The 24809-nt window shown below is 47.7% G+C and carries 25 protein-coding genes; 17 read left to right on the forward strand and 8 right to left on the reverse strand.

All coding sequences use genetic code 11. From position 1 onward, the window contains the following. Positions 1–48 precede the first annotated feature (48 nt). Positions 49–990 carry a DMT family transporter gene (locus HP399_RS06415; RefSeq protein ID WP_173616536.1) on the reverse strand — a complete coding sequence of 314 codons (942 nt, stop codon included), beginning with the start codon at positions 988–990 and terminating at the stop codon, positions 49–51. Between the two features lie 145 nt (positions 991–1135). Between HP399_RS06415 and HP399_RS06420 the strand changes: the two genes are divergently transcribed. The 3 genes from HP399_RS06420 (at position 1136) to HP399_RS06430 (ending at position 4740) form a co-directional block, all read left to right on the forward strand. Beyond that, a complete protein-coding gene (locus HP399_RS06420) occupies positions 1136–2572 on the forward strand; it encodes an aminotransferase-like domain-containing protein (protein WP_173616535.1) in 1437 nt (478 codons plus the stop codon). Positions 2573–2659: 87 nt separating this feature from the next. Beyond that, positions 2660–3199 carry an NfeD family membrane protein gene (locus tag HP399_RS06425; protein WP_173616534.1) on the forward strand — a complete coding sequence of 180 codons (540 nt, stop codon included), beginning with the start codon at positions 2660–2662 and terminating at the stop codon, positions 3197–3199. Then, the gene (locus tag HP399_RS06430; RefSeq protein WP_173616984.1) at positions 3199–4740 is read left to right on the forward strand and encodes a flotillin lipid rafts scaffold protein FloT; all 1542 of its coding nucleotides are present in this window, start codon (positions 3199–3201) and stop codon (positions 4738–4740) included. The genes HP399_RS06425 and HP399_RS06430 overlap by 1 nt, the downstream gene beginning before the upstream one ends. A gap of 61 nt (positions 4741–4801) precedes the next feature. On the opposite strand, the gene HP399_RS06435 is transcribed toward HP399_RS06430, so the two are convergent. Next, positions 4802–5554 (reverse strand): polysaccharide deacetylase family protein, encoded by a 753-nt coding sequence (locus HP399_RS06435; protein ID WP_173616533.1) that lies wholly within the window; start codon positions 5552–5554, stop codon positions 4802–4804. A gap of 187 nt (positions 5555–5741) precedes the next feature. On the opposite strand from HP399_RS06435, the gene HP399_RS06440 reads away from it, so the two are divergent. Continuing rightward, positions 5742–7145, forward strand: coding sequence for an aspartate kinase (locus HP399_RS06440; RefSeq protein ID WP_173616532.1), 1404 nt, complete (start codon positions 5742–5744; stop codon positions 7143–7145). On the opposite strand, the gene HP399_RS06445 is transcribed toward HP399_RS06440, so the two are convergent. After that, positions 7076–7582, reverse strand: coding sequence for a M67 family metallopeptidase (locus tag HP399_RS06445; protein WP_173616531.1), 507 nt, complete (start codon positions 7580–7582; stop codon positions 7076–7078). The two genes, HP399_RS06440 and HP399_RS06445, sit on opposite strands and share 70 nt — an antisense overlap. Before the next feature lie 52 nt (positions 7583–7634). On the opposite strand from HP399_RS06445, the gene HP399_RS06450 reads away from it, so the two are divergent. The 5 genes from HP399_RS06450 to HP399_RS06470 all read left to right on the forward strand — a co-directional run bounded on the left by HP399_RS06450 (position 7635) and on the right by HP399_RS06470 (position 11586). Further along, positions 7635–8492, forward strand: a complete 858-nt coding sequence (locus tag HP399_RS06450) for a DUF72 domain-containing protein (protein WP_173616530.1) — start codon at positions 7635–7637, stop codon at positions 8490–8492. Positions 8493–8511: 19 nt separating this feature from the next. Further along, positions 8512–9336: a sulfite exporter TauE/SafE family protein gene (locus HP399_RS06455; RefSeq protein ID WP_173616529.1), complete on the forward strand. Its 825-nt coding sequence runs from the start codon at positions 8512–8514 to the stop codon at positions 9334–9336. A gap of 24 nt (positions 9337–9360) precedes the next feature. Next, the gene (locus HP399_RS06460) at positions 9361–10815 is read left to right on the forward strand and encodes a bifunctional metallophosphatase/5'-nucleotidase (protein WP_173616528.1); all 1455 of its coding nucleotides are present in this window, start codon (positions 9361–9363) and stop codon (positions 10813–10815) included. Positions 10816–10862: 47 nt separating this feature from the next. Further along, complete coding sequence (locus HP399_RS06465) at positions 10863–11102, forward strand: DUF6154 family protein (protein ID WP_007715645.1); 240 nt, start codon at positions 10863–10865, stop codon at positions 11100–11102. 181 nt (positions 11103–11283) lie between these two features. Next, positions 11284–11586: a YunC family protein gene (locus tag HP399_RS06470; protein ID WP_007715663.1), complete on the forward strand. Its 303-nt coding sequence runs from the start codon at positions 11284–11286 to the stop codon at positions 11584–11586. 72 nt (positions 11587–11658) lie between these two features. On the opposite strand, the gene HP399_RS06475 is transcribed toward HP399_RS06470, so the two are convergent. Beyond that, a complete protein-coding gene (locus HP399_RS06475; protein WP_173616527.1) occupies positions 11659–12672 on the reverse strand; it encodes a DUF2804 domain-containing protein in 1014 nt (337 codons plus the stop codon). A 159-nt stretch (positions 12673–12831) separates the two neighbouring features. Between HP399_RS06475 and HP399_RS06480 the strand changes: the two genes are divergently transcribed. Then, positions 12832–13926, forward strand: a complete 1095-nt coding sequence (locus tag HP399_RS06480; protein ID WP_173616526.1) for an HD-GYP domain-containing protein — start codon at positions 12832–12834, stop codon at positions 13924–13926. Here the strand turns inward: HP399_RS06480 and corA are convergent, their stop codons facing one another. After that, positions 13927–14862, reverse strand: a complete 936-nt coding sequence (gene corA / locus HP399_RS06485; protein WP_173616525.1) for a magnesium/cobalt transporter CorA — start codon at positions 14860–14862, stop codon at positions 13927–13929. Between the two features lie 241 nt (positions 14863–15103). Then, on the reverse strand, positions 15104–15538 hold the full coding sequence (locus tag HP399_RS06490; RefSeq protein WP_228088464.1) for an NAD(P)H-binding protein: 435 nt from the start codon (positions 15536–15538) through the stop codon (positions 15104–15106). A 124-nt stretch (positions 15539–15662) separates the two neighbouring features. On the opposite strand from HP399_RS06490, the gene HP399_RS06495 reads away from it, so the two are divergent. Both HP399_RS06495 and HP399_RS06500 read left to right on the forward strand, forming a co-directional pair. Next, positions 15663–16454: a hypothetical protein gene (locus tag HP399_RS06495; RefSeq protein ID WP_173616524.1), complete on the forward strand. Its 792-nt coding sequence runs from the start codon at positions 15663–15665 to the stop codon at positions 16452–16454. 123 nt (positions 16455–16577) lie between these two features. After that, the gene (locus HP399_RS06500; protein ID WP_173616523.1) at positions 16578–17894 is read left to right on the forward strand and encodes a globin-coupled sensor protein; all 1317 of its coding nucleotides are present in this window, start codon (positions 16578–16580) and stop codon (positions 17892–17894) included. Positions 17895–17904: 10 nt separating this feature from the next. Here the strand turns inward: HP399_RS06500 and HP399_RS06505 are convergent, their stop codons facing one another. Then, on the reverse strand, positions 17905–18384 hold the full coding sequence (locus tag HP399_RS06505) for a cysteine dioxygenase (RefSeq protein WP_173616522.1): 480 nt from the start codon (positions 18382–18384) through the stop codon (positions 17905–17907). Between the two features lie 401 nt (positions 18385–18785). On the opposite strand from HP399_RS06505, the gene HP399_RS06510 reads away from it, so the two are divergent. From HP399_RS06510 to HP399_RS06530, 5 genes are all read left to right on the forward strand, one after another. Next, on the forward strand, positions 18786–19940 hold the full coding sequence (locus HP399_RS06510; protein WP_173616521.1) for an MFS transporter: 1155 nt from the start codon (positions 18786–18788) through the stop codon (positions 19938–19940). Between the two features lie 66 nt (positions 19941–20006). Next, positions 20007–20732 (forward strand): sporulation protein YunB, encoded by a 726-nt coding sequence (yunB, locus tag HP399_RS06515; protein ID WP_173616520.1) that lies wholly within the window; start codon positions 20007–20009, stop codon positions 20730–20732. 268 nt (positions 20733–21000) lie between these two features. Further along, complete coding sequence (locus tag HP399_RS06520) at positions 21001–21894, forward strand: hypothetical protein (RefSeq protein WP_173616519.1); 894 nt, start codon at positions 21001–21003, stop codon at positions 21892–21894. Positions 21895–21912: 18 nt separating this feature from the next. Then, the gene (locus HP399_RS06525) at positions 21913–22557 is read left to right on the forward strand and encodes a hypothetical protein (protein ID WP_173616518.1); all 645 of its coding nucleotides are present in this window, start codon (positions 21913–21915) and stop codon (positions 22555–22557) included. Between the two features lie 206 nt (positions 22558–22763). Then, on the forward strand, positions 22764–23645 hold the full coding sequence (locus HP399_RS06530; protein ID WP_173616517.1) for a LysR family transcriptional regulator: 882 nt from the start codon (positions 22764–22766) through the stop codon (positions 23643–23645). Here the strand turns inward: HP399_RS06530 and HP399_RS06535 are convergent. After that, entirely contained in the window at positions 23642–24631 is a 990-nt protein-coding gene (locus HP399_RS06535; protein ID WP_173616516.1) for an aldo/keto reductase family protein, read from the reverse strand. The genes HP399_RS06530 and HP399_RS06535 overlap by 4 nt on opposite strands. Positions 24632–24809: the final 178 nt, after the last annotated feature.

Here is a 24809-nt window from a genome sequence, read left to right on the forward strand (position 1 = left end):
AAAAGAGACACCGCCCTTTTCCTAGTGAAGAGGAGCGGTGTTTTTTACTTACGCTTTTTGCTGAACGGAAGCTGTTCTTCCTTTTGCGACAGCCAACACGACAATGACAGCTGAGAGAACAGCACCAAGTGTCAATGGCTCGGACAGGAGCAGCCAAGCGGCGATGATCGATAAAAAGGGTTGAAGGTATTGAATTTGACTGACCTTGGAGACGCCACCGATAGCTAGGCCGTGATACCAGGCGAAAAAACCGAGAAACATACTGATTACGCTAATATAACCAAAACCGATCCAGACAGGCCAAGTGGCTTGTTTTAATTCAGTGAGCAGAGGACCCGCCAGCGGAACGACGAGAAAAGGAAAGGCAAAGATCAATGACCAACTGATGACCTGCCAACCACCCATCGTCTTGGAGAGCTCACCGCCAACTGCGTATCCGATCGCCGCACTGATAACCGCTCCGAGCAAGGCGAGATCCGCCCATTGGAGGGCACAAAAGCCAGAACTGATCGCGTAGGCGATAATCGTTACACAAGCGATCGCACTAGAAATCCAATACTTACGGGTGGGGCGCTCTCCTGAAAAAAATATCGCTGCGCCTGCCGTAGCCAATGGCAATAGTGCAATGATGACTGCGCCGTGGGTAGCAGGAACTCTCTCAATGGCCCACGACGAGAAAAACGGGAAGCCCGCTACTACGCCAGCAGATACGAGCAACAGTTTCTTGGTCTCGTGCCAGGTAGGAAACGGTACGCGTTTGATTAGGAGCACCAAAGCAGCCAGTACTGCTGCGATCAACGCTCGTCCCAACCCTGCCGAGAGGGGAGAGAGCACGGTAACAACCACCTTCGTTACAGGCAAGGTCAAGCTGAAGCTAAGCACCCCGATGAAGCCATACAGCAAGCCCATTTTCTCTGTATGCAGCTGCTCGAGAGTGAATGACTGCTCTTTTTGTACGTCCTGCTTCTCGATAGGAAGCTGTGCGCTCATCCGAATCCCATCCTTTATCGACGAAAAGTTTCTGTTGTTCCATCTTAGAGGCGAACGATCATGAAAGGTAGAGCCAATTGGTAGCAGGAGCAGTAAGCCAATTTGTCGAAAGTGAGGAAAACAGCAAGTGTGGAGGACGGATCGGATGGAATGGAAGCCGGACAAAGACGCGGGAGTTCCGATCTATATGCAAATCGCCAAAGAGCTGGAACGACAGATTGTGCTGGGAGTGCTGCCCCCAGGTACATCTCTGCCGCCGGAAAGAGTGTTGGCACGGCGCTTTGGTGTCAATCGTGGGACGGTATCGGCAGCGTATGAAGAATTGCGCGCAAAAGGTATTTTACAATCGTGGCAAGGGAGCGGTACGTGGGTCAGTCGTGATCTGTGGGGCGTCAAACAGATGCCAAACTGGTATACCTACACGAATGGCGGTGCCTTCTTGCCAGCCTATCCACTCGCGAAACGAATTCAGGATGCGTGCTTCGATTCCTCGATCATTAATCTGGCAAAGGCAGAATTGGCAACGACGATGATCCCGTCATTGATCCCAACGACACCGGGGGAAGAGAACGAGATCAAGCTTGAGCTGGGCTACGCGCATCCAAAGGGGGAGCCGCGTCTGCGTGAGGCACTAGCTGTGCATTTGCACGAAAACTACGGCATTCACGCTTCTCCAGACGAAATTTTGGTGACGTCAGGAGCGCAGCAGGCACTGCATCTCATTACACTATGTCTCTTGAATCCTGGAGATGCAATCGCAATGGAGGGACCCTCTTATTCGTATTCTCTTCCCTTATTCAGTTCAGCTGGCCTGCGTTTATTTCGCTTGCCGATGGATGAGGATGGTATTGTACCCGAGGCTGTCTACGCCTTGCAGCGGGACCATCGCATTCGCATGGTTTTCGCGAACCCGACCTATCATAATCCAACCGGGACGATTTTAAGCGAGGCACGACGAGCCCAGTTGCTCGATATTTGCCAGGAGCTACGCTTGCCACTTGTGGAGGACGACACTTACGGTGCATTGACACTGGCTGGAAGCCCTAGACCTCCCAAGCCGATCAAAGCCATCGACAAGACAGGTGCTGTTCTGTATGTCGGGAGCCTTTCGAAAACGATTGCGCCAGGCTTGCGGATTGGCTGGCTGGTAGGACCAAGATCAGTCGTAGAAAGACTAGCCGATGCCAAGCAGCAGATGGACTTTGGAACGAGCAGCGTCTCCCAGCAATTCGCCCGGCAATTTGTTGAACGAGATAGCTGGAACAATCAGCGGGAGCGAATGTCTCGTTACTTATTGGAGCAGCAACAAACGATGGTACGCGCAATGCACAATCATCTCTCCGATTACGCCGTATGGAATGAGCCAGGTGGCAGCTATCATATTTGGTGTCGGTTGCTTGCTCCCAGGGACGAAAAGGAATTGCTGGATGATGCGATTAGAGAAGGTGTCGTATTTACTCCTGGCAGCGTCTATGGAGCGGAAGCGGGCTGGCTGCGACTGACCTATTCGTGGGAGTGCCCGGCGAATATCGAAGAAGGAATTCGCCGCATCCAAAGAGTCCTTCAGCAGAAAAAGCGATAAGAAAAGGGATTATTTCCTTATTTATGAAACTAATTCCCATCTCACTCGTATGCACTATAGAGGCAATTTTAGAAAGGGGGGACAGTCGTGGGCGTACTTGAAACCGTCTACATGGTCTGCCTTGTACTTGGTCTAATCTACACGGTCATCTCGCTGTTGTTTGGCGATACGCTCTCGGATTGGCTGGGACATCTGCATCTGCCTTTTGCACAGCCCATTTTGTTGGTCAGCGGCATGACTGCCTTTGGCGGAGCGGGGTATTTGCTATCTCGTTACACTTCGCTTGGTGCGCTTGTCGTGTTGATGCTAGCTGCTGTTATTGGCATCGCTTTGGCTCTTGTCTCGTACTTCCTGTGGGTAAAGCCGATGAGCCATGCGGAAAATTCCACGAGCTATTCCATGAGTCAACTAGGAGGAAAGCTGGGGGAAGTCGGGACGACGATCCCTGCAGAAGGACTGGGAGAAGTGCTGCTGCCAATGATTAGTGGAACCACTTACCATATGGCGGCGAGTCTTGAGGGAGGGATTATCCCGCAAGGAACCCGTGTCGTCGTGGTCGAGGTGCGTGACCATGTCTTGTATGTGATCCCCTTTTACACTGAATCTGGCGAAGGAGATGAGAAATGATGTTAGATCCCGGCATTTTGACGATAGTAGGTATTGTCGTCGCAGTCTTTCTCGTTTTGGGCATTGCCTTTTGGGCCCGTTACAAAACAGTAGGTGCAGATGAAGCCATGATCGTGACGGGTAGCTATCTTGGCTCGAAAAACGTACTCAGTGACGAATCTGGACGCAAAATGAAGATCGTCCGCGGAGGCGGCGCATTTATCCTCCCTATTTTTCAACAAGCAAACTTTCTGAGTCTTCTGTCTCACAAGTTGGACGTATCGACGCCAGAGGTATATACCGAGCAGGGTGTTCCTGTCATGGCAGATGGCGTAGCGATCATCAAGGTAGGCGGTTCAATTGAAGATATCGCGACCGCATCTGAGCAATTTATGGGCAAGAGTGACGAGGCACTGCGCGGAGAAGCACAGGAAGTACTCGAAGGCTATTTGCGGGCAATCCTCGGCAGTATGACGGTAGAGGAAATTTACAAGAACCGTGAGCGATTCGCACAAGAGGTGCAAGCGGTAGCGACAAAGGATTTGAAGAAAATGGGGTTGTCCGTTGTCAGCTTCACGATCAAGGATGTCCGGGACAAAAACGGCTATCTAGCTGCCCTTGGAATCCCGCAAATCGCTGCAGTGAAGCGCGATGCGACTATCTCGCAGGCTGATGCGGACAAAGAAGCGCGGATCAAGCAGGCGCAGGCAGAGGAAGAGGCACGCAAGGCAGAGCTGCTGAAGGAAACGAACATTGCCGAAGCAGAAAAGGAAAAAGAACTGAAGGTAGCGGCGTTTAAGCAAGAGCAGGACAAAGCGAAGGCGAGCGCAGACCAAGCCTACAAACTGCAAGAAGCTGTCGCCAAGCAGCAGGTTACAGAAGAAGAGATGAAGGTCGATCTCGTTCGCAAGCAGAAGGAAATCGAGCTAGAGGAAAAAGAAATTCTTCGCCGCGAAAAGCAGTATGATGCGGAAGTGAAGAAAAAGGCCGACGCCGACCGCTACTCTGTGGAACAGGCGGCAGAAGCAGAAAAAGCGAAGAAGCTGAGAGAAGCAGACGCGATCAAGTACCGCATTGAAGCGGAAGCAAAAGCAAATGCCGAGCAGAAGCGTCTGGAAGGTTTGGCGATTGCCGAAGCCGAAAAAGCTCGTGGTAGCGCTGAGGCAGAAGTCACACGCCTCAAGCTCGAAGCCGAGGCAGAAGGGAAAGAGAAGCTGGCTGAAGCATTTGAAAAATTCGGTCATGCGGCTGTGCTCGATATTATTGCGAAAATGCTCCCTGAGCTGGCTGAGAAAGTTGCCGAGCCAATGAAGGCAATCGACAAGGTAACGATCGTGGATGCAGGAGGCGGTCAGGGAGATGGCGTTAACCGTCTGAGCGGGAATGTTACGAAGCTGATGGCCCAGCTGCCTGAGATGTTAAAAGACGTGTCCGGTTTGGATATGAATAAGATGATCTCGGACTTTATGCAAAAGGGTGGTACCGTACCCACACAGCAACAGCCTGTACCCGTAAAAGTTCAGGTAGAGACGGATTCTATTTTGGAGAACGAAAACAAATAATTAAATCAATCAGAGGAGAAGTGCCCCTTTATACGAGGGGCACTTTTTCAATGGAAGAAAATCAAGGATAGTCTACCTGCTTCGCACGTCCATATCCTCTCAACAATTCGCTGACCGTTACGAATTTATACCCTCTATTTTTCAGTTCAGGCAATATTTGCTCGAGAGCTCGTACAGTCTGTCTGCGATTGCCTCCGTAATCGTGAAATAGCACGATGTCTCCATTACGAGCGTTGTTCAAAACCTTGTTGACGATTTTTTTTACACCGGGATCGCTCCAATCACGTGTGTCTTGATGCCACGACCACATGACCACGAGAAAACCGGCTTGCTTCGCTGTATCGACGACTTTCTCGTCATAATATCCTCCCGGAGGACGAAAGAGGGTGGGACGAATCCCTGTTGCCGAATAAATCGTCTCCTGCGTTTTTTGCACCTCTTCTAACAGTCGATTCCCTGACAGCTTTCGAATATCTGGATGACTGAAAGTGTGATTGGCAATCTCATGTTGATCATTCACGAGAGATTTGACGATTCCCGGGTACTGGCTCACACGATTGCCTACGACAAAAAAGGTAGATTTCGCTTGATATTGCTTCAGCAGCGCTGCGATCTGAGGAGTGTATACCTGATCAGGACCATCGTCAAAGGTAAGGGCAATCACCTTGCTCTCTGTCGGCACTTCCCAAACGATAACTCCTCTTGTTTCGTAATACTCACGATTTTTTTCCCGGATGGCATTGGCTGTCTCGCTGAAAGAAGGAGCAAGAATGACAGCAAGCAAAAGTGGGAAAAAGAGGATGTGCTTTTTCATTCGTTCACCTCGTTACCAGAGACTTTCCTGCTAGGTAGCTGTACATGATAATGTACTCCCCGTTACTATGCGACAAATTTTGATGATTATTCTGTGTGTCTTCGTGGAAAAGACACTTGTTCTTTTTGTGTGGATAAATTAAGCTAGTAAAAGCAGAAGACGTGAGAGTTAGATGGAGGAATCGATCATGAAGGTAGCAAAATTTGGGGGAACATCACTGGCGAATGCCGAGCAAATAAAAAAAGTATGCCAAATTGTTTTGGCGGATCGGGACAGACGATTCATTGTTGTATCGGCACCTGGGAAACGGCACAAGGAAGACACGAAGGTTACTGATTTGCTGATCGCATATGCTGAGCGATTTTTAGCTGGGGAGCCTACAGAGGAAGCGAAACAAGCAATATTCTTGCGCTATCAGGAAATTGTGGCAGGTCTCGGGCTTTCTGCCGAGATTGGTCAAACGATTGAAGCGGAGCTCGGGGAGGTTCTCGCAAACAAGGCGAGCTTGTCCAAGGAAAGATTCATGGATGCGGTCAAAGCTGCGGGAGAGGATACATGCGCCAAAGTTGTCGCTCGTTATTTGCAGAGCTTGGGCGAGGTGGCAACCTACATCAATCCAAAGGATGCAGGAATGCTGGTTACGGATGAAGCAAGTAATGCTCATATCCTCCCTGAAGCGTATGCCAAATTGGCGACATTGCGAGAACGGGAGGGAATTGTCATTTTTCCTGGTTTCTTCGGCTATTCGCGTGCTGGTGATCTGGTTACTTTTTCGCGCGGTGGCTCGGATATTACGGGATCGATTTTGGGTGCGGCGGTTCAGGCAGAGGTCTACGAGAATTTTACCGATGTCGATTCTGTGTATGTGGTCAATCCGAATCTGATTGCCGATCCGAAAAAGGTGACAGAGATTACGTACCGAGAAATGAGGGAGCTGTCCTATTCCGGTTTTAGTGTGTTCCATGAGGAAGCGTTGATTCCCGCGTATCAAGCAGATATACCCGTATGCATCAAGAATACGAACAATCCGTCTGCGCCTGGTACGATGATTGTGGCCGAGAGAGGTTCTGCTACAAACAGAGTGTCGGGTATTGCAAGCGACGGCGGCTTTTGCAGCATTTACGTCAGCAAGTATTTGATGAATCGCGAAATTGGTTTTGGCCGCAAGCTGCTGCAAATTCTGGAAGAGGAAGAGCTTTCGTACGAGCATACTCCATCTGGAATTGATAACATTTCTGTCATTCTGCGAGAGCGTGATCTCACGGAAGAGAAGGAGCAGCGGATTGTGGAACGCATCCGCCAAGAGCTGTTCGCTGATGATGTCGCTGTTCAGCATAGTCTTGCACTCGTCATGATTGTCGGGGAGGGTATGCGCCAGTCTGTGGGGACAACAGCGAGAGCCACTGCTGCGTTGGCTGCTGCGAAAATCAATCTAGAAATGATCAATCAGGGGTCATCGGAAGTAAGCATGATGTTCGGGGTAAAAGCCGAAGAGGCAGATCGTGCTGTGATTGCTTTGTATCAAGAGTTTTTTGGAGCCGAAGAACCAGCGGTTTCCTCATCGTCACAAGCCACTTCTGTCAGTGTGTAGTCGCGTGCTTTAAATGAGCCTTTATTTCCATCCTGTACCCATTGATAGACGCACCATTCTGGTTGTGCGGATGCGAGTCCCACAATCCAATAGCTGAGCGTGGGATAATGCCAGCCAGCTATGTCGTGTCCAGAAGGGATTGGCGGCGTATGAGGGTGTGTATGCAAGACCCCCAACCATTGAAGATTGTGCTTGCGGATATGCTGCAAGGCTTGAAGAAACGTTTGCCCATTCCAAGCGAACACGTGCTTGTCGGATGAGACGGGCATCGGCACACAGGCCGTAATTGTTGCTCCACGACCTGCGAGCAAAGCAGAATACTCATAAGGAAACGCCTCTTGTGCTTCGGCCAGGAGGCGTTTCGCTACTTTTTTCGTCAGGAATATTTTGTTATCCTTAATCGCAAAGGGTTCACCCATCCAAGCATGATTTTTCATTCGGCTTCCATCCTTCTTCTCTATTCGGCCATGATTTGGAGGTTAGTATTCGATGACTACGATACAAGTGGGAGTTTGCGGCTGGGGCGATCAGCACGAATTGTACGTACAAGGTGTACGCAATCGAGACAAGCTGTCCGTATATGCCAGCCACTTTCCAATTGTAGAGGTGGATAGTTCTTTTTACGCTATTTTACCACAGCGAAATTACGAATCGTGGGTGAAGGATACACCTGAACGATTTGGTTTTATCGTCAAGCCTCATCAAGGGATGACGGGGCATCAAAGGGGGGACGCTTCGGGAAGCAGACGAGAGTTGTTTCGTCAGTTCGAAGAGAGCATTCAGCCGGTCGTGGAGGCTGACAAGCTCAAAGCGTTGCTGTTTCAGTTTCCGCCGTGGTTCGATTGTACCCGAGAGCATGTCCAGTATGTGACGGCTTGTCGCCAAGCCATGCAGGCGTATCCGTTTGCGGTGGAGTTTCGCCATCAAAGCTGGTTTGAATCACGGTATTCGGAGCGAACGCTGGATTTCTTGCACAAGATCGAAGCGACACATGTCGTATGTGATGAACCACAAGTCGGAAAAGGCTCGGTCCCGATTGTTCCTGCCGTAACGAAGCCATCCTTGGCGTTGGTCCGCTTTCATGGGCGAAACAAAGCGGGCTGGAGAGATCCCGGAGAGGGACAAAATTGGCGGGATGTCCGTTATTTATATCGATACAATGAGACAGAGCTTGCAGAGTGGGTTGAACACATCAGACTGCTCGAACGGGAAACGGATGAAGTCTGCATTTTGTTCAACAATAACTCTGGAGGAGATGCAGCAGCAAATGCGAAGCAGTTTTCGGAGATGCTTGGCCTTGCACCTACTGGTCTGAATCCTCGTCAGATGGACCTGTTCTCCACGTAGCAAGAAAGAAGGGGAGTTCATGCTTGTAGCAATTGCCATCTTGTTTGTCATCATCGGAGTCGTGGCTGGCGTCATTGGCAGTATCGCGGGTCTGGGTGGTGGGATTTTTTTCGTGCCCGCTCTGCTGTATTTTGCGAACTGGTACATGCCTGGATCGATGAACCCGCAAGTAGCAGCGGCGACTTCGCTGATCGTGATCGCAGTAACCGCCCTTTCTTCCTCTCTTTCTTATCTCAAGCAAAACAAAGTAGATAAGCAGAGTGCCCTGCTCTTTTTTATCGGGAGTGCACCAGGTGCTATTGTGGGCGTGTATCTTAATACATTACTAGCAGTAGAGGGATTTTCGTTGCTGTTTGGCTTGTTTCAGCTCTGCATGTTCGTCGTATTGATGGTCAAAGACAAAATCAAGCCACGCAGCATCGAGTGGGAAGTCCAACGCCACTTCATCGACAACGAAGGAAATGAATATGTGTACGGGTATAGCAAATGGTCCGTAATTACGATTGCCTTCTTTGTAGGGATTACCTCGTCGCTATTTGGCGTGGGTGGCGGAATCCTGATGGTTCCAGCCATGATGATTCTGTTTCGCTTTCCGCCACACATTGCCACGGCTACGTCCATGCTAGTCATCTTTTTATCAGCGGTGGTTGGGTCAATCACGAATATCTTCCACGACAACGTACATTGGCTGTATGCAGCGATGCTCGCGCCAGGAGCTTGGGCGGGTGGAAAGGTCGGAGCGATTATTGCCAGTAAAATGAAGGGTCGTACCATCGTGCTGTTCTTGCGTGTTCTGATATTGGGAATTGCCATACAAATGATCGGAGAAGCGATTTTTGGATAATGAGACGAGAGGGAGGGGAAAGTCGTGGCTGACACCTGTACCTTACATATTTTGCACACGAATGATTTGCACAGCCATTTTGATACGATGCCGCGAATTGCAACCTGCCTGAGCATGCACCGAGAAGAGTGGGAGAGCAGGGGAGAGCATGTGCTGACGGTCGATATTGGGGACCATATGGATCGAATGGATATCCGTTCAGAAGCGAGTTTTGGGAAAACAAACGTCGAGATCATGAACAGAAGCGGGATTCAATACGCGACGATCGGAAACAACGAAGGCATCACACTCCCAAAAGACAAGCTGAATGAACTGTACACAGATGCGCGCTTCACGATCATTACGGGCAATCTGTTTGAACCGACAACAAATTCTGTCCCGTCTTGGGCTGTCCCATACGTCATTCATACCGTAGGCGAGCTGCGGCTGGCGATATTGGGAATGACGATTCCCTTTGGCCCCTCCTATCAAAGTATGGGATGGGAGATCAAGGAACCGATCCCGATTTTGCGTGAGCAGATTGCGGCGCTGCGCTCGTCAGTGGATGTTGTCATTTTGCTTTCGCATCTCGGCTATCAGACAGATTGTGTGCTGGCAATGGAAGTCGATGGGCTGGATATCATTTTGGGCGGACACTCTCACCGGACGCTGCCTCATGGAGAACGCCTGGAAGGCACCTTGATCACACAAGCGGGGCGATTTGGCGAGTATGTCGGTCATGTAGAGCTCGTCTGGGATAGGACTCATAATGGCATCAAAGACGTGCGCGCAGAGCTTTTTCACACAGAACCGTATCAGGCAGACGAATCATTGAGCCAGTTCATCGAGAGTGAAAAAGTATGGGCAGAGAATCGTTTGTTTCAGCCGATTGTTCAACTAGAGCAAGACATGCACATCGGCTGGACGGAGGAGACAGCCTATGGTTCCTTCATTGCAGCAAGTATTCGCAAATGGACGGGTGCTGAGATTGGCATGGCCAATGGAGGGCTGTTGCTTGCTGATTTGCCACGGGGCAGCTTGTCTTTTGCCGATTTGTTACACAGTATGCCCCATCCGATCAATGCCTGCGCGGTTACGATTACAGGCGCGCAGCTCACCACTGTTCTGGAGCAAGCCATTCAACCGGAAATGGTTCATCGAGAGCTGCGAGGGTACGGTTTTCGCGGCAAAATAGAAGGCTGGATGTGTGTGGACGGATTGCACATCCGCTACAGTGAAGATGACCAACCGCAAATTATCCAGATTGAAGTCAACGGGCAACCACTTGATCGTGAGCGTCTGTATCGAGTCGGGACGATCGACATGTTTATGTACAATCGCATGTTTCCCGATTTGCTGCTCGGCAGTGAGGTTACGTTTTTCTTGCCCGAGATGCTGCGTGAAGTGCTCGCCAACACATTAAAGGACCAACAGATGCTGCAAAATGCGTTTCGTCCACGTTGGGAAAAGATATCGTCTACGTCAAAAAACCAATCGTAGAGACCGGTTTTTCGGGAATGCTATCGAAAAACGGGAGGAGACGAGCGATGCGCTTCATTGATGAAGTATACGAGCTGTACAGAGGACATTTTAATGGCGATGAAGAGGATATTACAGCGGTTGTCGTCGGCATTCTCGCAGAGCAGTCTCGGGATGATTTGCTTGACTTGGTCGAAGAGATGGACGAGGAAGAGCTGTTTCACATGCTCGCGACGTATATGATTGAAGTCATGAAACGAAAAGTCGCGATGGAGGATGAGCACTTTCCGACAAGCGTCATGCATTAAAATAAGATCAAGTTCAAAAAGTTAGCTTTTCAGCACCATTTTCGATGTCGAACAATCTTGCAGGACTACATCGTGATCAAAAGATAACTTTTTGAACCACCTCGTAGAGACCTCACATTTTTCTTCTGAGCGTCATAGGATGGTAACGCTAACAGACAGGAGAGAAAAAGGAGGAATCTTGATGGTCGAGGTAGTGCCAATCCACTTTCCCGAGGGGACGGCAATTGCTGTCACCGTTCGTTTGCCCAAGACGACGCTATTGGCTGTAACGACCGATCATGGCTACATCATGTGTGGAGCACTGGATGTGGGGCTCTTAAACGAGAGGTTAGCAGCAAGGGAAATTCTTGCCGGTCGTGCGGTTGGGGTCAAGACCATACAGGAATTGCTGGATGCGCCGCTGGAGTCTGTGACGACGACAGCGGAGGAGAAGGGGATTACTGCTGGCATGATTGGTCGGGATGCTGTCGTGAAAATGCTGTAAACAACAAATGGTCTGCCTATAGAAAAAACCTTTGTCCCATGACAAAGGTTTTTTAGTTTTCTCGGACCTTGTTTACCAACGGGCGGATTGTTCTTCGCAGATTCCGATCTTGCATTGCACCGCAATCGTTTTTCCATCAGGTGTTGAGAGCGTCCCGTCATAACGGCCGATTACTTGATGCAGAGTCGTTCGCACCAATGCAAAATTTTTGTGCTCGATTCGAGCAAAGAGCGGCGTAAAGGTGAGGCGTACCGCAGAAGATTCTTCACTCGCGAGCGTCCAAGGGAGCATCCGGTTGTCAGGATCGTAGGAAAAACGAATTTGTTCACTCAGCTTGTAGAGGACACCATCGATCATCAAGCCATTTTCTGTCATACCCGTTCCGTCCGTCCAGCCTCTACCAAAGTTAAAGCCTGCGACACCCTCCGCGTGACGGAAAGAGCAGGTCGTCCAGTTCCAACGAGTGTGATACGGCCAAACTCCACGTCCAAAATCCAGACTGGCAAAGGCATGCTGCCGATCGAGTAAATAGGTTTTCCCGTTATAGGCGATGGTGCCGTGCACAGGCCGGGCAGTTTGCTTCGATGTGAACTGAAAGCGCTCCGCACTCCACGGAATCACGACATTTAAGGACTCGGATGGCGGATCAATCACGATGGCGAGCGAGAGAGTTTTATTACCGGGACAAATGGCAGACGCTTCTACGCTCGTTCCGCTGGCTCCTGGCTGAAAGGAGACAGAGAGCTTACGACTGGCAAAATGGCAAGGCTCATCTACGGTGGCACCCAGTCGAATCCCTGCACCAAAAGGAACCGTTACGGCACTGTCCGCGGTCTCCCCTGTCGCTAGATCAATAAAATGGACAAAGACAATGCCAGCGTAATCCAGATTGACCATCGCAATCGACATCGCACATTCAGGCGTGGTGATAAACCAAAAATTCCATTTTTTCCGGCGAAGCCAATGCCCGCTAAATTGGCAGTCATGCAACGGATAACGGGACCAGCCAATCGCTTCGGGAAGCAAGCGGCCATCCTGATCACATAATGAAAGAGGCAGCGTTAATTCTTTTTCAATAAGTGACATACGATCATCTCCCTTTCAAACAAGGATTCTTCCAGACAAACTCGTCTCCAGTGTCTTTCCTCGGTAGACATGAAATGAAAATCTAGAAAAAATTTCATGTAGAATCAAGTCGAATCACGCTATAATAGGGATACCCTGAGGAAAGGCGAAGGAAAGGAAATGCGACTGAAATCCATTCAAAAATGCCAGCCGGGTGATAAACTGGCTCGTTCCATCTATACAGAGAATGGAACGATTCTCGTTGGCGCCGGAGTAGAGCTAACCCAACGAATGATAACTCGACTTAAAAACAAAAACGTGAACAGTCTCTACATCCAAGACAAGCGCACGGATGATATCATTGTGGAGGCAGTCATTTCCGAAAATACTCGCAGACAAGCAATGTCCATGATTCACGATACATTCCGAACCGTTCATCAAGTTCCGGACAAATGGCAGCAGCTTTTTTCGGACAAGGGTTTGGGACGTAAGCTGCGGGATGTCATGCAAACCGTTGCGGATGAATTAAACAGCAGTGATTCAGCCATGAATTTATTGGCAGATGCTTGCGCCTTCGACAATTACATATTCACGCACTCATTTAACGTTGCTTTGTATAGCACAGCTCTCGCCATAAATACTGGCTGTTCGGAAAAAGATGTGTTGGAGATTAGTATTGGCGGTATGCTCCACGATATTGGAAAAGTGCATATCCCAGACAACATTTTGAAAAAGCCGGGCCGCCTTACACAAGAAGAATATGAAATCATGAAAAGACATACGGAGATCGGTTTTGAAATGCTGCGTCGGCAAGACGACATCCCTTTGCTTGCAGCCCACTGCGCTTTTCAGCATCACGAGCGCTGGGATGGCTCCGGTTATCCACGGCACCTGAAAAAAGAAGAGATTCATCCGTTTGGTCGCTTGATGGCAGTGGCTGATGTATTCGATGCCCTGACGTCGCATCGGGTATACCGTCGAGGAATGCTCCCTCACGAAGCGATGGAGGTGCTCTACTCCGGTTCAGGTAAACTGTTTGACCATGTGTATGTAGAGGCTTTGCGAAATACGATTGCACTCTACCCTGTTGGTCTGACCGTCAGCCTGAACAATGGTATGTCTGGTGTCGTCGTCGATTCGAACAAAGGAATGCCGAGCCGTCCGATCGTCAGAGTCCTGGTGGATGAAGAAGGTCGGGATATCGAGCATCCCTATGAGTGTGACTTGTCCAAAATGCTGACGCTCATGATCATCGCCTGTGGCGATTTGGTATAATCAGAGCCAGTCCTTCTTTTTGAAAATGATAAACATCGTCGTGCCGATGGTAGCCATGCATCCCAGCACAATGTAGTAGCCGTAGGGTGAACGCAGCTCGGGCATCACATCAAAGTTCATCCCGTATATACCCGTCACAATCGTCAACGGCATAAAAATCGTCGTCAGGGCGGTAAAAACACGCATAATATCGTTGGCTCTGCCGGCAAGCGCCGCTTGATACGCTTCGCGCAAGTTTCCGATGAGCTCGCGAAAAGCTTCAAAGCTCTCTACAATTTTGCTGGCATCCTCTACAATATCGCCAAAGTACTTCCGCAGATAAGGTTGAATCAGCGGGAGTTCTTTTTTATGTAGGGCGTCAATCAAATCCCGCTGGGGAACGAGCATTTTACGGGCGTACAAGATTTCACTGCGCAGCCCGATAATTTGATCCAGATGGGATTTTTTCGTGTGCATCAAAATTTGTTCTTCTAGATCTTCAAGCAGGTCCTCAATTTTTTCGGTCACATCAAAATAAAGATCGACAATTTGATCTACCAAGTAGTACAGAAACGCATCGGGGCGATTGACTTCTTTTTCCCGGATGATCGACAGCATGGTAGTGAATTCGGGGGCCTCCTGCTTCGTTACGGTGATAATGGTGCTGCTGCCCAAAAAAATATTGATCTCGCGCAAGAAGATATCATGATTGTGGAAGGTAATGCCATTGATGACCATAAAGTAATGATCATCGTAATTTTGCAGCTTGGGCCGCTGTTCTTCCTCGTCGATGCAGTCCTCGACAGCCAGATGATGCAGTCCGAACAGCGGCTGTAAAATATCCAAATCGAATGGAGCGGCATGAATCCAGTAAAACCCGTTCACAGGTGGAGTAGCAGCCTCTTCGATGTCTTCTATCTCAGTGATGATTCCGTTTTGTACGAGTCTGATCTTCATGATTGATTCTCCTGCAAGTGGATTCGGTTTCGGTGGGCAGACGGGGCCAGATCTGTGTGAGAATCAATTCATAAGCAGAACGAAGTGCTCGGCGGCTAGGCGGAGCCTGTGATGCACGCTGTTGCTTGGGAGTCGTCATGCAAGTTCGCCTCCTCGATGAAAGCCTTCATCCTATACGTATGAACGTCACCTTGTCCTTTTTCCCGCTGCGGCTAGATGTGGTAATTCTCTTGATTCGTATTTATGCGCACCTGCCAGTCCAAGAGAGGCGATGTGATGCATGGCTCCTGCGACATCTGTTGCTGTGACAGGCTGATAGGCGCGTAACGGCCCGATCCAGAGAAACGAGAGTGAGTGTGATAGCTTCGCACCGAGCTCTTCCGATCGACGGTGTTCCTGTCGCGCACTGATAATCCACTTTGCGAAACGCTTCGCGACTTCCAGCCTTTTTCATGGTTGTCCCCAAGCAGCAATAGATGTCTGCTCCTTCTAAAAACGGTCGGCAATCTCCCAACTGACGAAAGTCAATGACGACTGTCTGCAAGCGAGGATGCGTGAAAGGGAGCTCGTTGCGGACGACAGCGATGACTTTTCCATATGCGTCATCTTCCAAGAGAAGCTGTAGCAATGCACGACCGACAAGTCCAGTCGCTCCAAATAATACCGCACGTTTCATTGCTATAGTGTTCCTCACTTTCTACGATCCCTCTCTCTTATTTTACCGTTTAGGACGGTTTGACCAAAGCCATTTTTTGCATACTACAGATAACCTGAACAGATGAAAAGGTGGATGTATCGACATGAGGACTAGCAAGAAGGTAGGTATGATCGGCTGTATCTTATGGATGTTGACAGGCGCTGGGTGGGGACAAGCCGCTTTTGCCCTGGAGGTGAGAGAGGTACAGCCGCCTCCGACTGTGTTCGAGGAAATCCAGATCAAACGGCAAGATGTGACAGGCGATGGTCGACCGGATCTCGTTACGTTGCTAGGAAAGAGATTTGCGGCAGACAGTCCTTACTTCGAACACTTGAAAATTATGGTTCAAGACCCCGTTGCGAAAAAAACAACCTTTTTTACAACACCTTATGGCGCTTATCAGCCGGAGATGTTCTTCTGTGATTTTACCGGAGGGGGTGTGCAACAAATTTTACTTCAGGCACCGACTGGAGGTAGTGCAGGGACGTCTGAGTTTTATTTGTTCGCAGACAAGGACAACAAGCCGGCGATTCTGCCAGTTCCGCAGCCCTTGACGATTTCGGGCTCCTATCAGGATCATTACAAAGTGCCATTGACGATTAAGGAGACGGGGGAGACTGTCGTTCTCGATTTGTCTGATCGCAAAAAAATCTATGAAGAAAATGGTGTATACAAGAATGGGAAGCTGGTTTCTCCAGTAGAGGTCCTACCTAACACATTCAGCGTACTCATGCCCATCGATGAGAACCGCGATGGCATCTGTGAATTAAAAGGGGAACAGAGAGTCAGTGGTGTTGCCAACGCCGATACGATCGCGTATGTGGAGTCGTACTGGAAATGGGACAAGACAAGCTGGAAGCTGCAACGGGTAGTTGTGAGGAAAGCGGAAATGTAGGCGTAGCTAGGCTCATACAACCGCCCATGGACAAGGTGGGCGGTTTACACCTGTTTGTAAAGGGGTATATAATTGAAAGGATATTCCAGAGATATATGTACTCGGATAAAAGGAGTTCAGGCTATGAGCACATGTCCGTTTTCCACCCTTTTTGGGTTGAAAGGGAAAGGAAAAAGTGAATCTTTTTTTCAGGGGGTGAAGGAAAAGGGGGAAGTGCATATTGTAGGGAAAAGCACCCTCGCAAAGCAACTAGCAATGATCAACCTGACCGAAGAAGAACTGACCATTGTGAAAGCACTTCAGCCACTTATCATTCAAAATATTGACGCTATTGTCGACTACTTTTATGCCAGTATTGAAAAAGAACCGATTTTAATGAAGATTGTAAACCAAAATAGCACGATTGAACGGTTGAAATTAACGTTGAACCGCCATATCTGCGAAATGTTTAGCGGACGCATCGACAGCGCTTACATTGAACAGCGCAGTAGAATTGCGGTTATTCATATGCGAATTGGCTTGGAACCAAAATGGTACTTGAGTGCATTCCAAAACATGATGGTTTCCTTGATTGATCTCTTGCAAAAAAACATTGCGGACAAGGACGAATTCGTACAAGCCCTCAAGGCAGTCACGAAGATTCTCAGCATCGAACAGCAAATTGTGCTGGAGGAATATGAAAACGAGCATGAAAAGGCGCGGCAAGTGGAACAAGACAAAAAGGACGAGCTGCGAATCCTCCTGACCAATTCTGCGCATGAGCTGGCAGCGGTCTCAGAAGAAAACAGCGCGTCTGTTGTGCAATTGACTGAACAGTCGAGAGAAGTTCTTCGTTTTGCTGAAAATGGCACGGGCTTTTCCACGAAAGCACAAGACCTGTCCCGTGAAGGCAAAGAAAAGCTGGAAAAGCAACAGGAACAAATGTGTTTGATTCAGAGCAGTGTCAAGCAAATCTCGGAAGAAATGAACGCGATGGAGGCAAACGCAGAAAAAATCCAAGGGATTGTAGAGGTCGTGACGGCAATTGCTGAGCAGACAAATCTCTTGGCGTTAAATGCTGCGATTGAAGCAGCGCGTGCTGGCGAACAGGGACGTGGATTTGCCGTCGTAGCCGATGAGGTACGCAAGCTGGCAGAACAGACCAAAAAGTCGGTTTTCGGTGTGCGTGAGCTGATCGAAAAGACGAACCAACAGACAGTGGTCCTCTCGTCTGTCGTGGTTGAAATTCAAGCGCTGGTCCAATCGAGCACTGCGGTAGTAAACGAGACGAATGCCTTTTTTGAAGGAATCATGAGCGCTGTCTCAGACAGTAAAGAACAGAGCTCACGGATTCAGCGGGAGCTGGAAAACTTCTTCAAAGTCATGGAAGATATGAACCAAGCGGTTGCACAGGTAGCCAGCTCTGCGGATGAGCTGTCGGAAATAACAGAAAACCTGTAAAAAAACAGTATTACGTTGTCGGTTCAAAGGAGCAATATTGGCGGCAATTACGCAATGGAGGACTGTAAACATTTACGGAAACAACTGGACTTTGTCCATTGTTGCGAATGGCGTGAATTTCCCCAGGTTCTACAAAATAGTATTCACCCGTGCTGACATGAGTGGTTTGTGCTCGTTGAACTTCATTTTCAATATTCGTTTGGACATAAATCGTATTTGTTAACGTGCCTGAGACTACTAATTCCCATCCAAAAGAGTCACCATGATTATGCGGTATGGATTCCTGATCTGCTGGCAGATGGATCAAGACAACCTCTACATGTGGCGTGGAGAATAATACTTTGCGTCCGTAAGGCAAATTTAGCGGCTCCGGGATGTATGGACCGAGTTGTTCCATGCAGGGAGACAGGGAAATGAGAGCGTGTCTAAGCTGGGCAGGAGTAGGCGAAACGAGGGAGCCAAATGCATGTTCCAGACGTTCCAGATTCATAAATAACCTCCCAAACGAAAATCATACTCCCTACACCATATGATCAAATTTCAAGAGTAGTGATAGACTGAGTCGTCCAAAAGGGAATTATTTACTATTATTATTACAATGTAAATCAACAGGATTACTTGAGTTTAAGGCGCTTTTAGAGAAAAAGCGTCCTTTTTTGTGCTATCGACAATCAGCTGACTCACCACCTATTATGGAAGTACGGCAACAAATGCCGTACAGGACGATTTGGGGAAGCGTCCCCCTTCAGAATGGTTCGAGAAACATAAGCTTTTTCTGATTTTCATTCAAGAGGAGGCATGCGCATGTCAACTGCCATAATCAGTGTACGCACCCACTAGAGGGGGGCGTTGATTCAAACCACCTGTCATGATCGGGAGGTTTGGATATACATGAATAAGAAATGGTATTTGTATGTCAATGCGTTGTCATCCTTGGGATCACGGATGAATTTGATCGCGTGTAGCGCGTTGATTTTTACATTTGAATATAGTGCTTATTGGATGACCACTTTTTTTGTTGCAAGACAACTAGGAGGGATGCTGTTTAGCCCCTTGGCAGGTATATTGGCTGATCGAATGGACAGAAGACGCACCATGATCGCAAGCGACTTGGGGGCGGGTCTTGCTATTTTGGCCATCGCTTTTTATCCGACGCCGTATGTATTAATCGCAGCGGCTTTTCTCAATGGAATGCTGTATACGCTGTTTCATATTAGCTTTCAGGCATCCTTGCCACAAATATTTGGGAGTGAGCAACTGGTTCACGTCAATGGATTAAAGGTCAGGCTGGAATCATTGGTAGGCATCATGGGCTTCATGCTGGGAGGATGGCTGACAGATCACTATGGTTATACAATTGTGATCATTTTGGATGCCGCCAGCTTTCTTTTCTCCGCATGGATTCTGACGAGACTTCGTTGGGAGGAGAAGGGGGACAATGCGCTAGCTACATCAAAAGCAGCGAGCAGCTTTCGTGTCACTCTTCGTTACTTGCGGGATACACCCGTGCTTCTGACAATTAGCCTGTTAGCTTTTCTCGTATCGTTGAGTACGTCTGCGTATAATTACGGGTTACCTTTTTTAGCGGATCAATTGCGTGGTAGTGACGCTACTCTGCACGGATTAATGTGGACGGCAATGAGTGTCGGAGGCTTGATTGGCTCCTATGTGGCAGCTCGATTGCGGGTGAAGCTGGTGAACGGGATGCTCGTCGCTTATGCTGTTTTTTCCGTGGGGATTGTAGGGGCATTCGCGGCAAACCATGCTGTATTTGTACTTTTGCTCTTGATTTTCGCGGGTCTATTTTCCGGCGCAGCACAAGTTTATGAGAGCACACTTTTGCAACAAGCCCAAAACGAGCTGCGCGGCAAGGTGATGGGGGTGCAGGGGCTCTTGAGTCGAAGCGGGTTCTTCGCTGGTTTTCTCATGGCTCCGTTCTTGGCGGGTGCCTTCACTTTATTTGGGATGCTGGTCTTTGCCCAATTGATGTTTGTCGCAGGACTGATCGGATTTGGCTTGTATCTCGTTTTTTCTCCTAAAAAATAGAAAAGTGCCTCCCGATACACGTAGTCTTTTTTCCACCTTCTAACCATAGGATGTACCAGTTGGGAGGTGTCGGGATTGGCCGTATTTCGACCCCGTCGGCGTTGGAGAAACCCGCTTTCACGTACGAAAGCGTTTTTGATCGCGTTGGTTATCTTTTTTGTTTTGACGATACAGACACTCGTGTTTTTGCAAAATCGATTGGAGCCTACTCTCTTGATTCTGGCTACGCAAAAAGCCGAGCAATTGGCGAAAGAAGCGATAACAGATGCCGTAACCAAGCGGATTTCGCAACAAGGTGTCGACTTCAATCAGATTGTCAAAATTGAGAAGAACAACGAGGGGCAGATTCAGGCGTATCAGTTCAACTTCAAGGAATATGCGAGAATCGTGGGCGAAACAACAGCGAGAGTCCAGAACAAGCTCCAAGAGTTCGAGCAAGAAAAAGTAGACCGTACGATCCCGCTTGGTTTGGCTACCGGGAACTCCTTTTTGGCATCAATGGGGCCGAATTTGCCAGTGACTTTCGTGCCCATCGGCTCGGTCAAGACCAAGCTGGAGACAGAGCTGAAGGAAGCAGGCATCAATATGGTGCTGGCGACGGTATATATTTTCGTGGAGGTCGATCTGCGCATCGTTATCCCTTTTGCGACTGAGAAGCAGACGGTCACGACGAAAATCCCGATCACTCATTCCTTGATTATTGGCGATGTACCGACGTATTTGTACAACAACTCGGAAGGTAAGCCGGATGTGCCGCGGATCCCTGGAGATACACCGAACAGCACTCCGTAATCGCGGAATAGGAAAAAGCGGCAGCGCGTTGCTGTCGCTTTTTTTGTGTGCACCCAGTATGGATTGTCAACACTAATCTAGGACAACTCTTGGGTTTTTGTAGAAATCTGAATATATAAATTTTTTGATTGTGCAAGAAATGACAAAATGCAACAAATATACTATGTTACCTTTAATTGGAAAAATTATTAAATGTACCTAGCATATGGAATCGAACAAGTTAATGCAGCTTTGCCCCTTTTGCCGGAGTACTAAAAGGAGAAATTTTATGCAAAAGAAAAAACATATCTTAGTAGCATCCTCTTTAACCACTGCTTTACTATTCAATGTATTGACACCAACTATGGCGATGAATGATGTAAGCAACTCTGTAGAAAGAAATGGTGTGATAGAATCTTTATATAAATTAGATAAAAGTATGGAAGCTGCAGAAGGACTATCTGAGGCAGAGCTTGCTAAAAAAGTGTTTAATAGTCTTACTCCTGAAGCTCAACAAAAATTTGTCGATTTTATGGTTAAACAAAGTGAGGCTGGTGATACCAGTTTATTAGATTATCATGAGAAAGTGATAGGGAAAGTTGAGAAAGCCAAAAACAGAGTGGAGAAAATCGCCAATAAAGCAGCAGTAAAAGCCGATCCATTGGATATCCTATCTACTAAACTTGATAGATTAAATTTGCCTAGACCAGTCTACTATTCGTTTATGGCAGTTGGTGGGGGTATAGCAGCAGCTGCAGTTGATGGGCCATTACCTATTGGAGATATTATTGGAGTACTAATTGCTGTTGGTGCTGGAGCAGTTGTCGGATACTATTGGGATGAAATAGAGCCAAAGTTTGACGAAATAATAGAAGCATTTCAAGATTCATTTACTGCGATGGCTGATGAAATCGTAGAAGCTTTTAACTATCTTTATGCAAAAGGAGTAATATACTACTATGATATTCCTAAGAGGCTTTTAAATGATGAAGGTGATGGTGTTGATTTAGGGCAGTTTGATAAGAGAATAGATGGAAAAACCAGAGAAAATGAAAAAACCGGTTGGAGTATTCAAAAAGATAAGGGTAATAAGCCTCATGGTGGAAGTGCATGGAAGCTTAGAGATAGTAAAGGTGAACGAAAGGCTACATTGGATGATACAGGTAAAATCCTTCGGAAATAAGCTTGAGGAGAAAATTTGATGAATATCACTAAGATAGTTGAGGGCATATGGGGAAAGAAATGGTCTCCTTCAGAGGATATGGAACAAGATATAGAGTGTGATACGACTCTCTTAGATCATAGTCATCTAGTGGCGGAACGTTTCCCGCAAAAAAGTTTTAATCTGGATAGATTCCCCTTGCAAATAAAAAATCAAACTGTTTTTGAACAGGTAAATATCTTTTTTGATATGACGAATGATAATCCTACCCTAATTGAATCCTATCTAAGAGAAGAAGAGAAATTTAAACAGGTATTCCGTAAACTTTGGGCGTACAATTCAGTTTGGATTGAAACAACATTACCTAATGTAAACGTGGAAATAGCAGCAGATGCTCTAGATAGTGAGAATAAAAAAATAAGAGTTAAAGAAATTCATTCACAATTGAAAGCATCTGGTAGTAAGGGGATGAAAATAAATAATCTACATGATTTTGAATTATTCCTTGAATTAGGGCTTCGTGAGAAAGTCTCTACCGTGTTTATATTTGAAGATATGAAGATTTGTGTATGGTCAAATTTTGATTTTTCGTTACCTTTGTATTCGGATGATGATACATACACTGAGCTCCTCCAAAGGATTTGTACTACGGAGGGAATATATTTGCGCTCATTCACTGATTGATCATCGCTGAAAATGGGCATCGAACGCTAAGAGCCGCCGACAAACTCACCATGATGACTGAATAGAAAAAGCGACAGCGCACTGCTGTCGCTTTTTGTCGTGAAGGAACATGAAAAAGAGAAAGTTTGACACGAATACGATTAACGAGCAAAAATGGTTGGGTCTATGAATTGACGAGATCACTTATAGGAAGGAAAATCGCGTCTATGGACTTGAAAAAACTACACTACTTTATTGCAGTAGCAGAGGAACTGCATTTCAATCGCGCTGCGAGTAAACTGAATATGACGCAACCACCGTTGACTCAACAAATTCAAAGCCTAGAGGAAGAACTTGGTGTGAAGCTGTTGGAGCGGACCAAGAGACAGGTTCGTCTTACGGCAGCAGGTGCGATTTTTTTGGATGAATCCAGAAGAATTGTTTCCCAGTTGGAACGAGCCGTTACGAGAACAAAACAGGCAAGTCAAGGGAAAATTGGACATTTGTCCATTGCATTTGTAGATTCGGCAGTGGGCGGTATGTTGGTTAATGTCATAAAGGGATTTCGTGAGCGTTTTCCCGAGGTGGAGCTGTCTCTATTAGAAATGACATCTGCCGAACAACGGAAAGCTTTACAGGACGGTAAAATTGATGTTGGCTTCCTGCGGGTGGCAGAACCGTCCATCCATATCACTTCTCGCTTGTTTACCAACGAAACACTTGTCGCCGTACTGCCCAAGAATCATCCCCTTGCCATACAGCCAGCTCTTTCTGTACAGGCATTAGCGGACGAGCCCTTTATTTTGTTTCCGCATCGGATGGGGACTTCTTTTCATGACCTCATTTTAAACTTTTGCAGGCAACATGGATTTTTGCCTCGCGTCGTGCAGGAAGCTGTTCAAATGTATACGATTGTGAATCTGGTAGCTGCTGGTATAGGTATCTCCATTGTTCCCTCTTCGGTAGCTGTTTTCCAACGCAGTGATGTCGTATTCCGAACTTTTATCGAAGAGCCGCCGCAAGTCCCACTCTATGCCGCTTGGAAAACAGATAGAAGCGAGCCTGTTCTGGCAAACTTTCTGGATGTGATGGAAGAAACGACATCTTAGCCCGTTTTCTTAGGGTCAAACTCTGCGACGCCAGCTAATAGGTGATTGATTTGCTGCATGACCTGCGTATCTAGCTTGACTCCTGCAGCTTTGACGTTTTCTTTGATCTGTTCGGGGTTCGAGGCGCCAATAATAGCGGAGGATACATGCTGGTTTTGAAGAACCCATGCAACGGCAAGCTGCGGAAGCGTCAAACCAGCTTCTTGTGCGATCGGCTTGATTCGCTCTATTACCTGAAGAACTTCTTTTTGCAACCATTGTCCGACCAGTTTATCGAAAAAGGGAGATCCGGCGGTCGAAGCTGCTCGGGAGCCCTCGGGTATTGGCTTGTTGGGTATATATTTTCCGGAAAGAATGCCTTGCGCCAGTGGTGACCAGACAATTTGTCCGATTCCTTCACGCTCGCACGCTGGTATGACCTCGGCTTCAATCACACGCCACAGCATGGAATACTGAGGTTGACTGGCTACGAAGGGAACCCGATATTCCTTTGCCAAAGCAGCTCCCAGCTTTATTTGCTCTGCCGTCCATTCACTTACCCCTACATAGAGAATCTTTCCCTGCCGAACCAAATCGGAAAAGGCCAAAAATGTTTCTTCCAGCGATGTAGTTGGATCAAAACGGTGTGCATAATAGACGTCAATGTAATCCGTTTGCAATCTGCGAAGGGAAGCGTGGCAGGCTTCCATGATGTGTTTACGGGAGAGACCCCGATCGTTTTTTCCGGTACCGGTCGGATGAAAAACCTTCGTGCACAACTCAATACTTTCACGACGAATCCCCTTTAAAGACTCACCCAAAATCGCTTCCGCTCTCGTTTCCGAATACACATCAGCAGTATCGAACGTGGTGATTCCAGCATCCAATGCAGCATGTACGCAGGCTTGTGCTGTGGTGTCATCTACTTGAGCACCGTGAGTGATCCAGTTTCCCAATGCAATTTCGCTCACGGACAAGCCGCTTTTGCCAAGTCTCCGATATTTCATGAAGTCCTTCCTCCTTCCAAATTTAAACAGATTATAACAAGTATCATTAAATATGAATAATATATAAAATGATCATGATTAATATGAAAAACATATTATTTGGATCAATCCGTATTCATTGACCAAGGTTTGTTAATTATTCACATTTTCTGCAATCATTTGCCGCTATGATGAGAGA

The organism is Brevibacillus sp. DP1.3A (genome assembly GCF_013284245.2).
Classification (GTDB): domain Bacteria; phylum Bacillota; class Bacilli; order Brevibacillales; family Brevibacillaceae; genus Brevibacillus.

What these genes read in the sequence shown, in the direction of transcription:
- HP399_RS06470 (WP_007715663.1), top strand. Translation starts at nt 11,284, where the DNA reads ATGGTCGAGGTAGTGCCAATCCACTTTCCCGAGGGGACGGCAATTGCT.
- HP399_RS06500 (WP_173616523.1), top strand. Translation starts at nt 16,578, where the DNA reads ATGAGCACATGTCCGTTTTCCACCCTTTTTGGGTTGAAAGGGAAAGGA.
- HP399_RS06415 (WP_173616536.1), bottom strand. Translation starts at nt 990, where the DNA reads ATGAGCGCACAGCTTCCTATCGAGAAGCAGGACGTACAAAAAGAGCAG.
- HP399_RS06525 (WP_173616518.1), top strand. Translation starts at nt 21,913, where the DNA reads ATGAATATCACTAAGATAGTTGAGGGCATATGGGGAAAGAAATGGTCT.
- HP399_RS06505 (WP_173616522.1), bottom strand. Translation starts at nt 18,384, where the DNA reads ATGAATCTGGAACGTCTGGAACATGCATTTGGCTCCCTCGTTTCGCCT.
- corA (WP_173616525.1), bottom strand. Translation starts at nt 14,862, where the DNA reads ATGAAGATCAGACTCGTACAAAACGGAATCATCACTGAGATAGAAGAC.
- HP399_RS06530 (WP_173616517.1), top strand. Translation starts at nt 22,764, where the DNA reads ATGGACTTGAAAAAACTACACTACTTTATTGCAGTAGCAGAGGAACTG.
- HP399_RS06445 (WP_173616531.1), bottom strand. Translation starts at nt 7,582, where the DNA reads ATGAAAAATCATGCTTGGATGGGTGAACCCTTTGCGATTAAGGATAAC.
- HP399_RS06435 (WP_173616533.1), bottom strand. Translation starts at nt 5,554, where the DNA reads ATGAAAAAGCACATCCTCTTTTTCCCACTTTTGCTTGCTGTCATTCTT.
- HP399_RS06455 (WP_173616529.1), top strand. Translation starts at nt 8,512, where the DNA reads ATGCTTGTAGCAATTGCCATCTTGTTTGTCATCATCGGAGTCGTGGCT.
- HP399_RS06520 (WP_173616519.1), top strand. Translation starts at nt 21,001, where the DNA reads ATGCAAAAGAAAAAACATATCTTAGTAGCATCCTCTTTAACCACTGCT.
- HP399_RS06450 (WP_173616530.1), top strand. Translation starts at nt 7,635, where the DNA reads ATGACTACGATACAAGTGGGAGTTTGCGGCTGGGGCGATCAGCACGAA.
- HP399_RS06490 (WP_228088464.1), bottom strand. Translation starts at nt 15,538, where the DNA reads ATGAAACGTGCGGTATTATTTGGAGCGACTGGACTTGTCGGTCGTGCA.
- HP399_RS06465 (WP_007715645.1), top strand. Translation starts at nt 10,863, where the DNA reads ATGCGCTTCATTGATGAAGTATACGAGCTGTACAGAGGACATTTTAAT.
- HP399_RS06495 (WP_173616524.1), top strand. Translation starts at nt 15,663, where the DNA reads ATGAGGACTAGCAAGAAGGTAGGTATGATCGGCTGTATCTTATGGATG.
- HP399_RS06480 (WP_173616526.1), top strand. Translation starts at nt 12,832, where the DNA reads ATGCGACTGAAATCCATTCAAAAATGCCAGCCGGGTGATAAACTGGCT.
- HP399_RS06510 (WP_173616521.1), top strand. Translation starts at nt 18,786, where the DNA reads ATGAATAAGAAATGGTATTTGTATGTCAATGCGTTGTCATCCTTGGGA.
- HP399_RS06420 (WP_173616535.1), top strand. Translation starts at nt 1,136, where the DNA reads ATGGAATGGAAGCCGGACAAAGACGCGGGAGTTCCGATCTATATGCAA.
- HP399_RS06430 (WP_173616984.1), top strand. Translation starts at nt 3,199, where the DNA reads ATGTTAGATCCCGGCATTTTGACGATAGTAGGTATTGTCGTCGCAGTC.
- HP399_RS06440 (WP_173616532.1), top strand. Translation starts at nt 5,742, where the DNA reads ATGAAGGTAGCAAAATTTGGGGGAACATCACTGGCGAATGCCGAGCAA.
- HP399_RS06475 (WP_173616527.1), bottom strand. Translation starts at nt 12,672, where the DNA reads ATGTCACTTATTGAAAAAGAATTAACGCTGCCTCTTTCATTATGTGAT.
- HP399_RS06535 (WP_173616516.1), bottom strand. Translation starts at nt 24,631, where the DNA reads ATGAAATATCGGAGACTTGGCAAAAGCGGCTTGTCCGTGAGCGAAATT.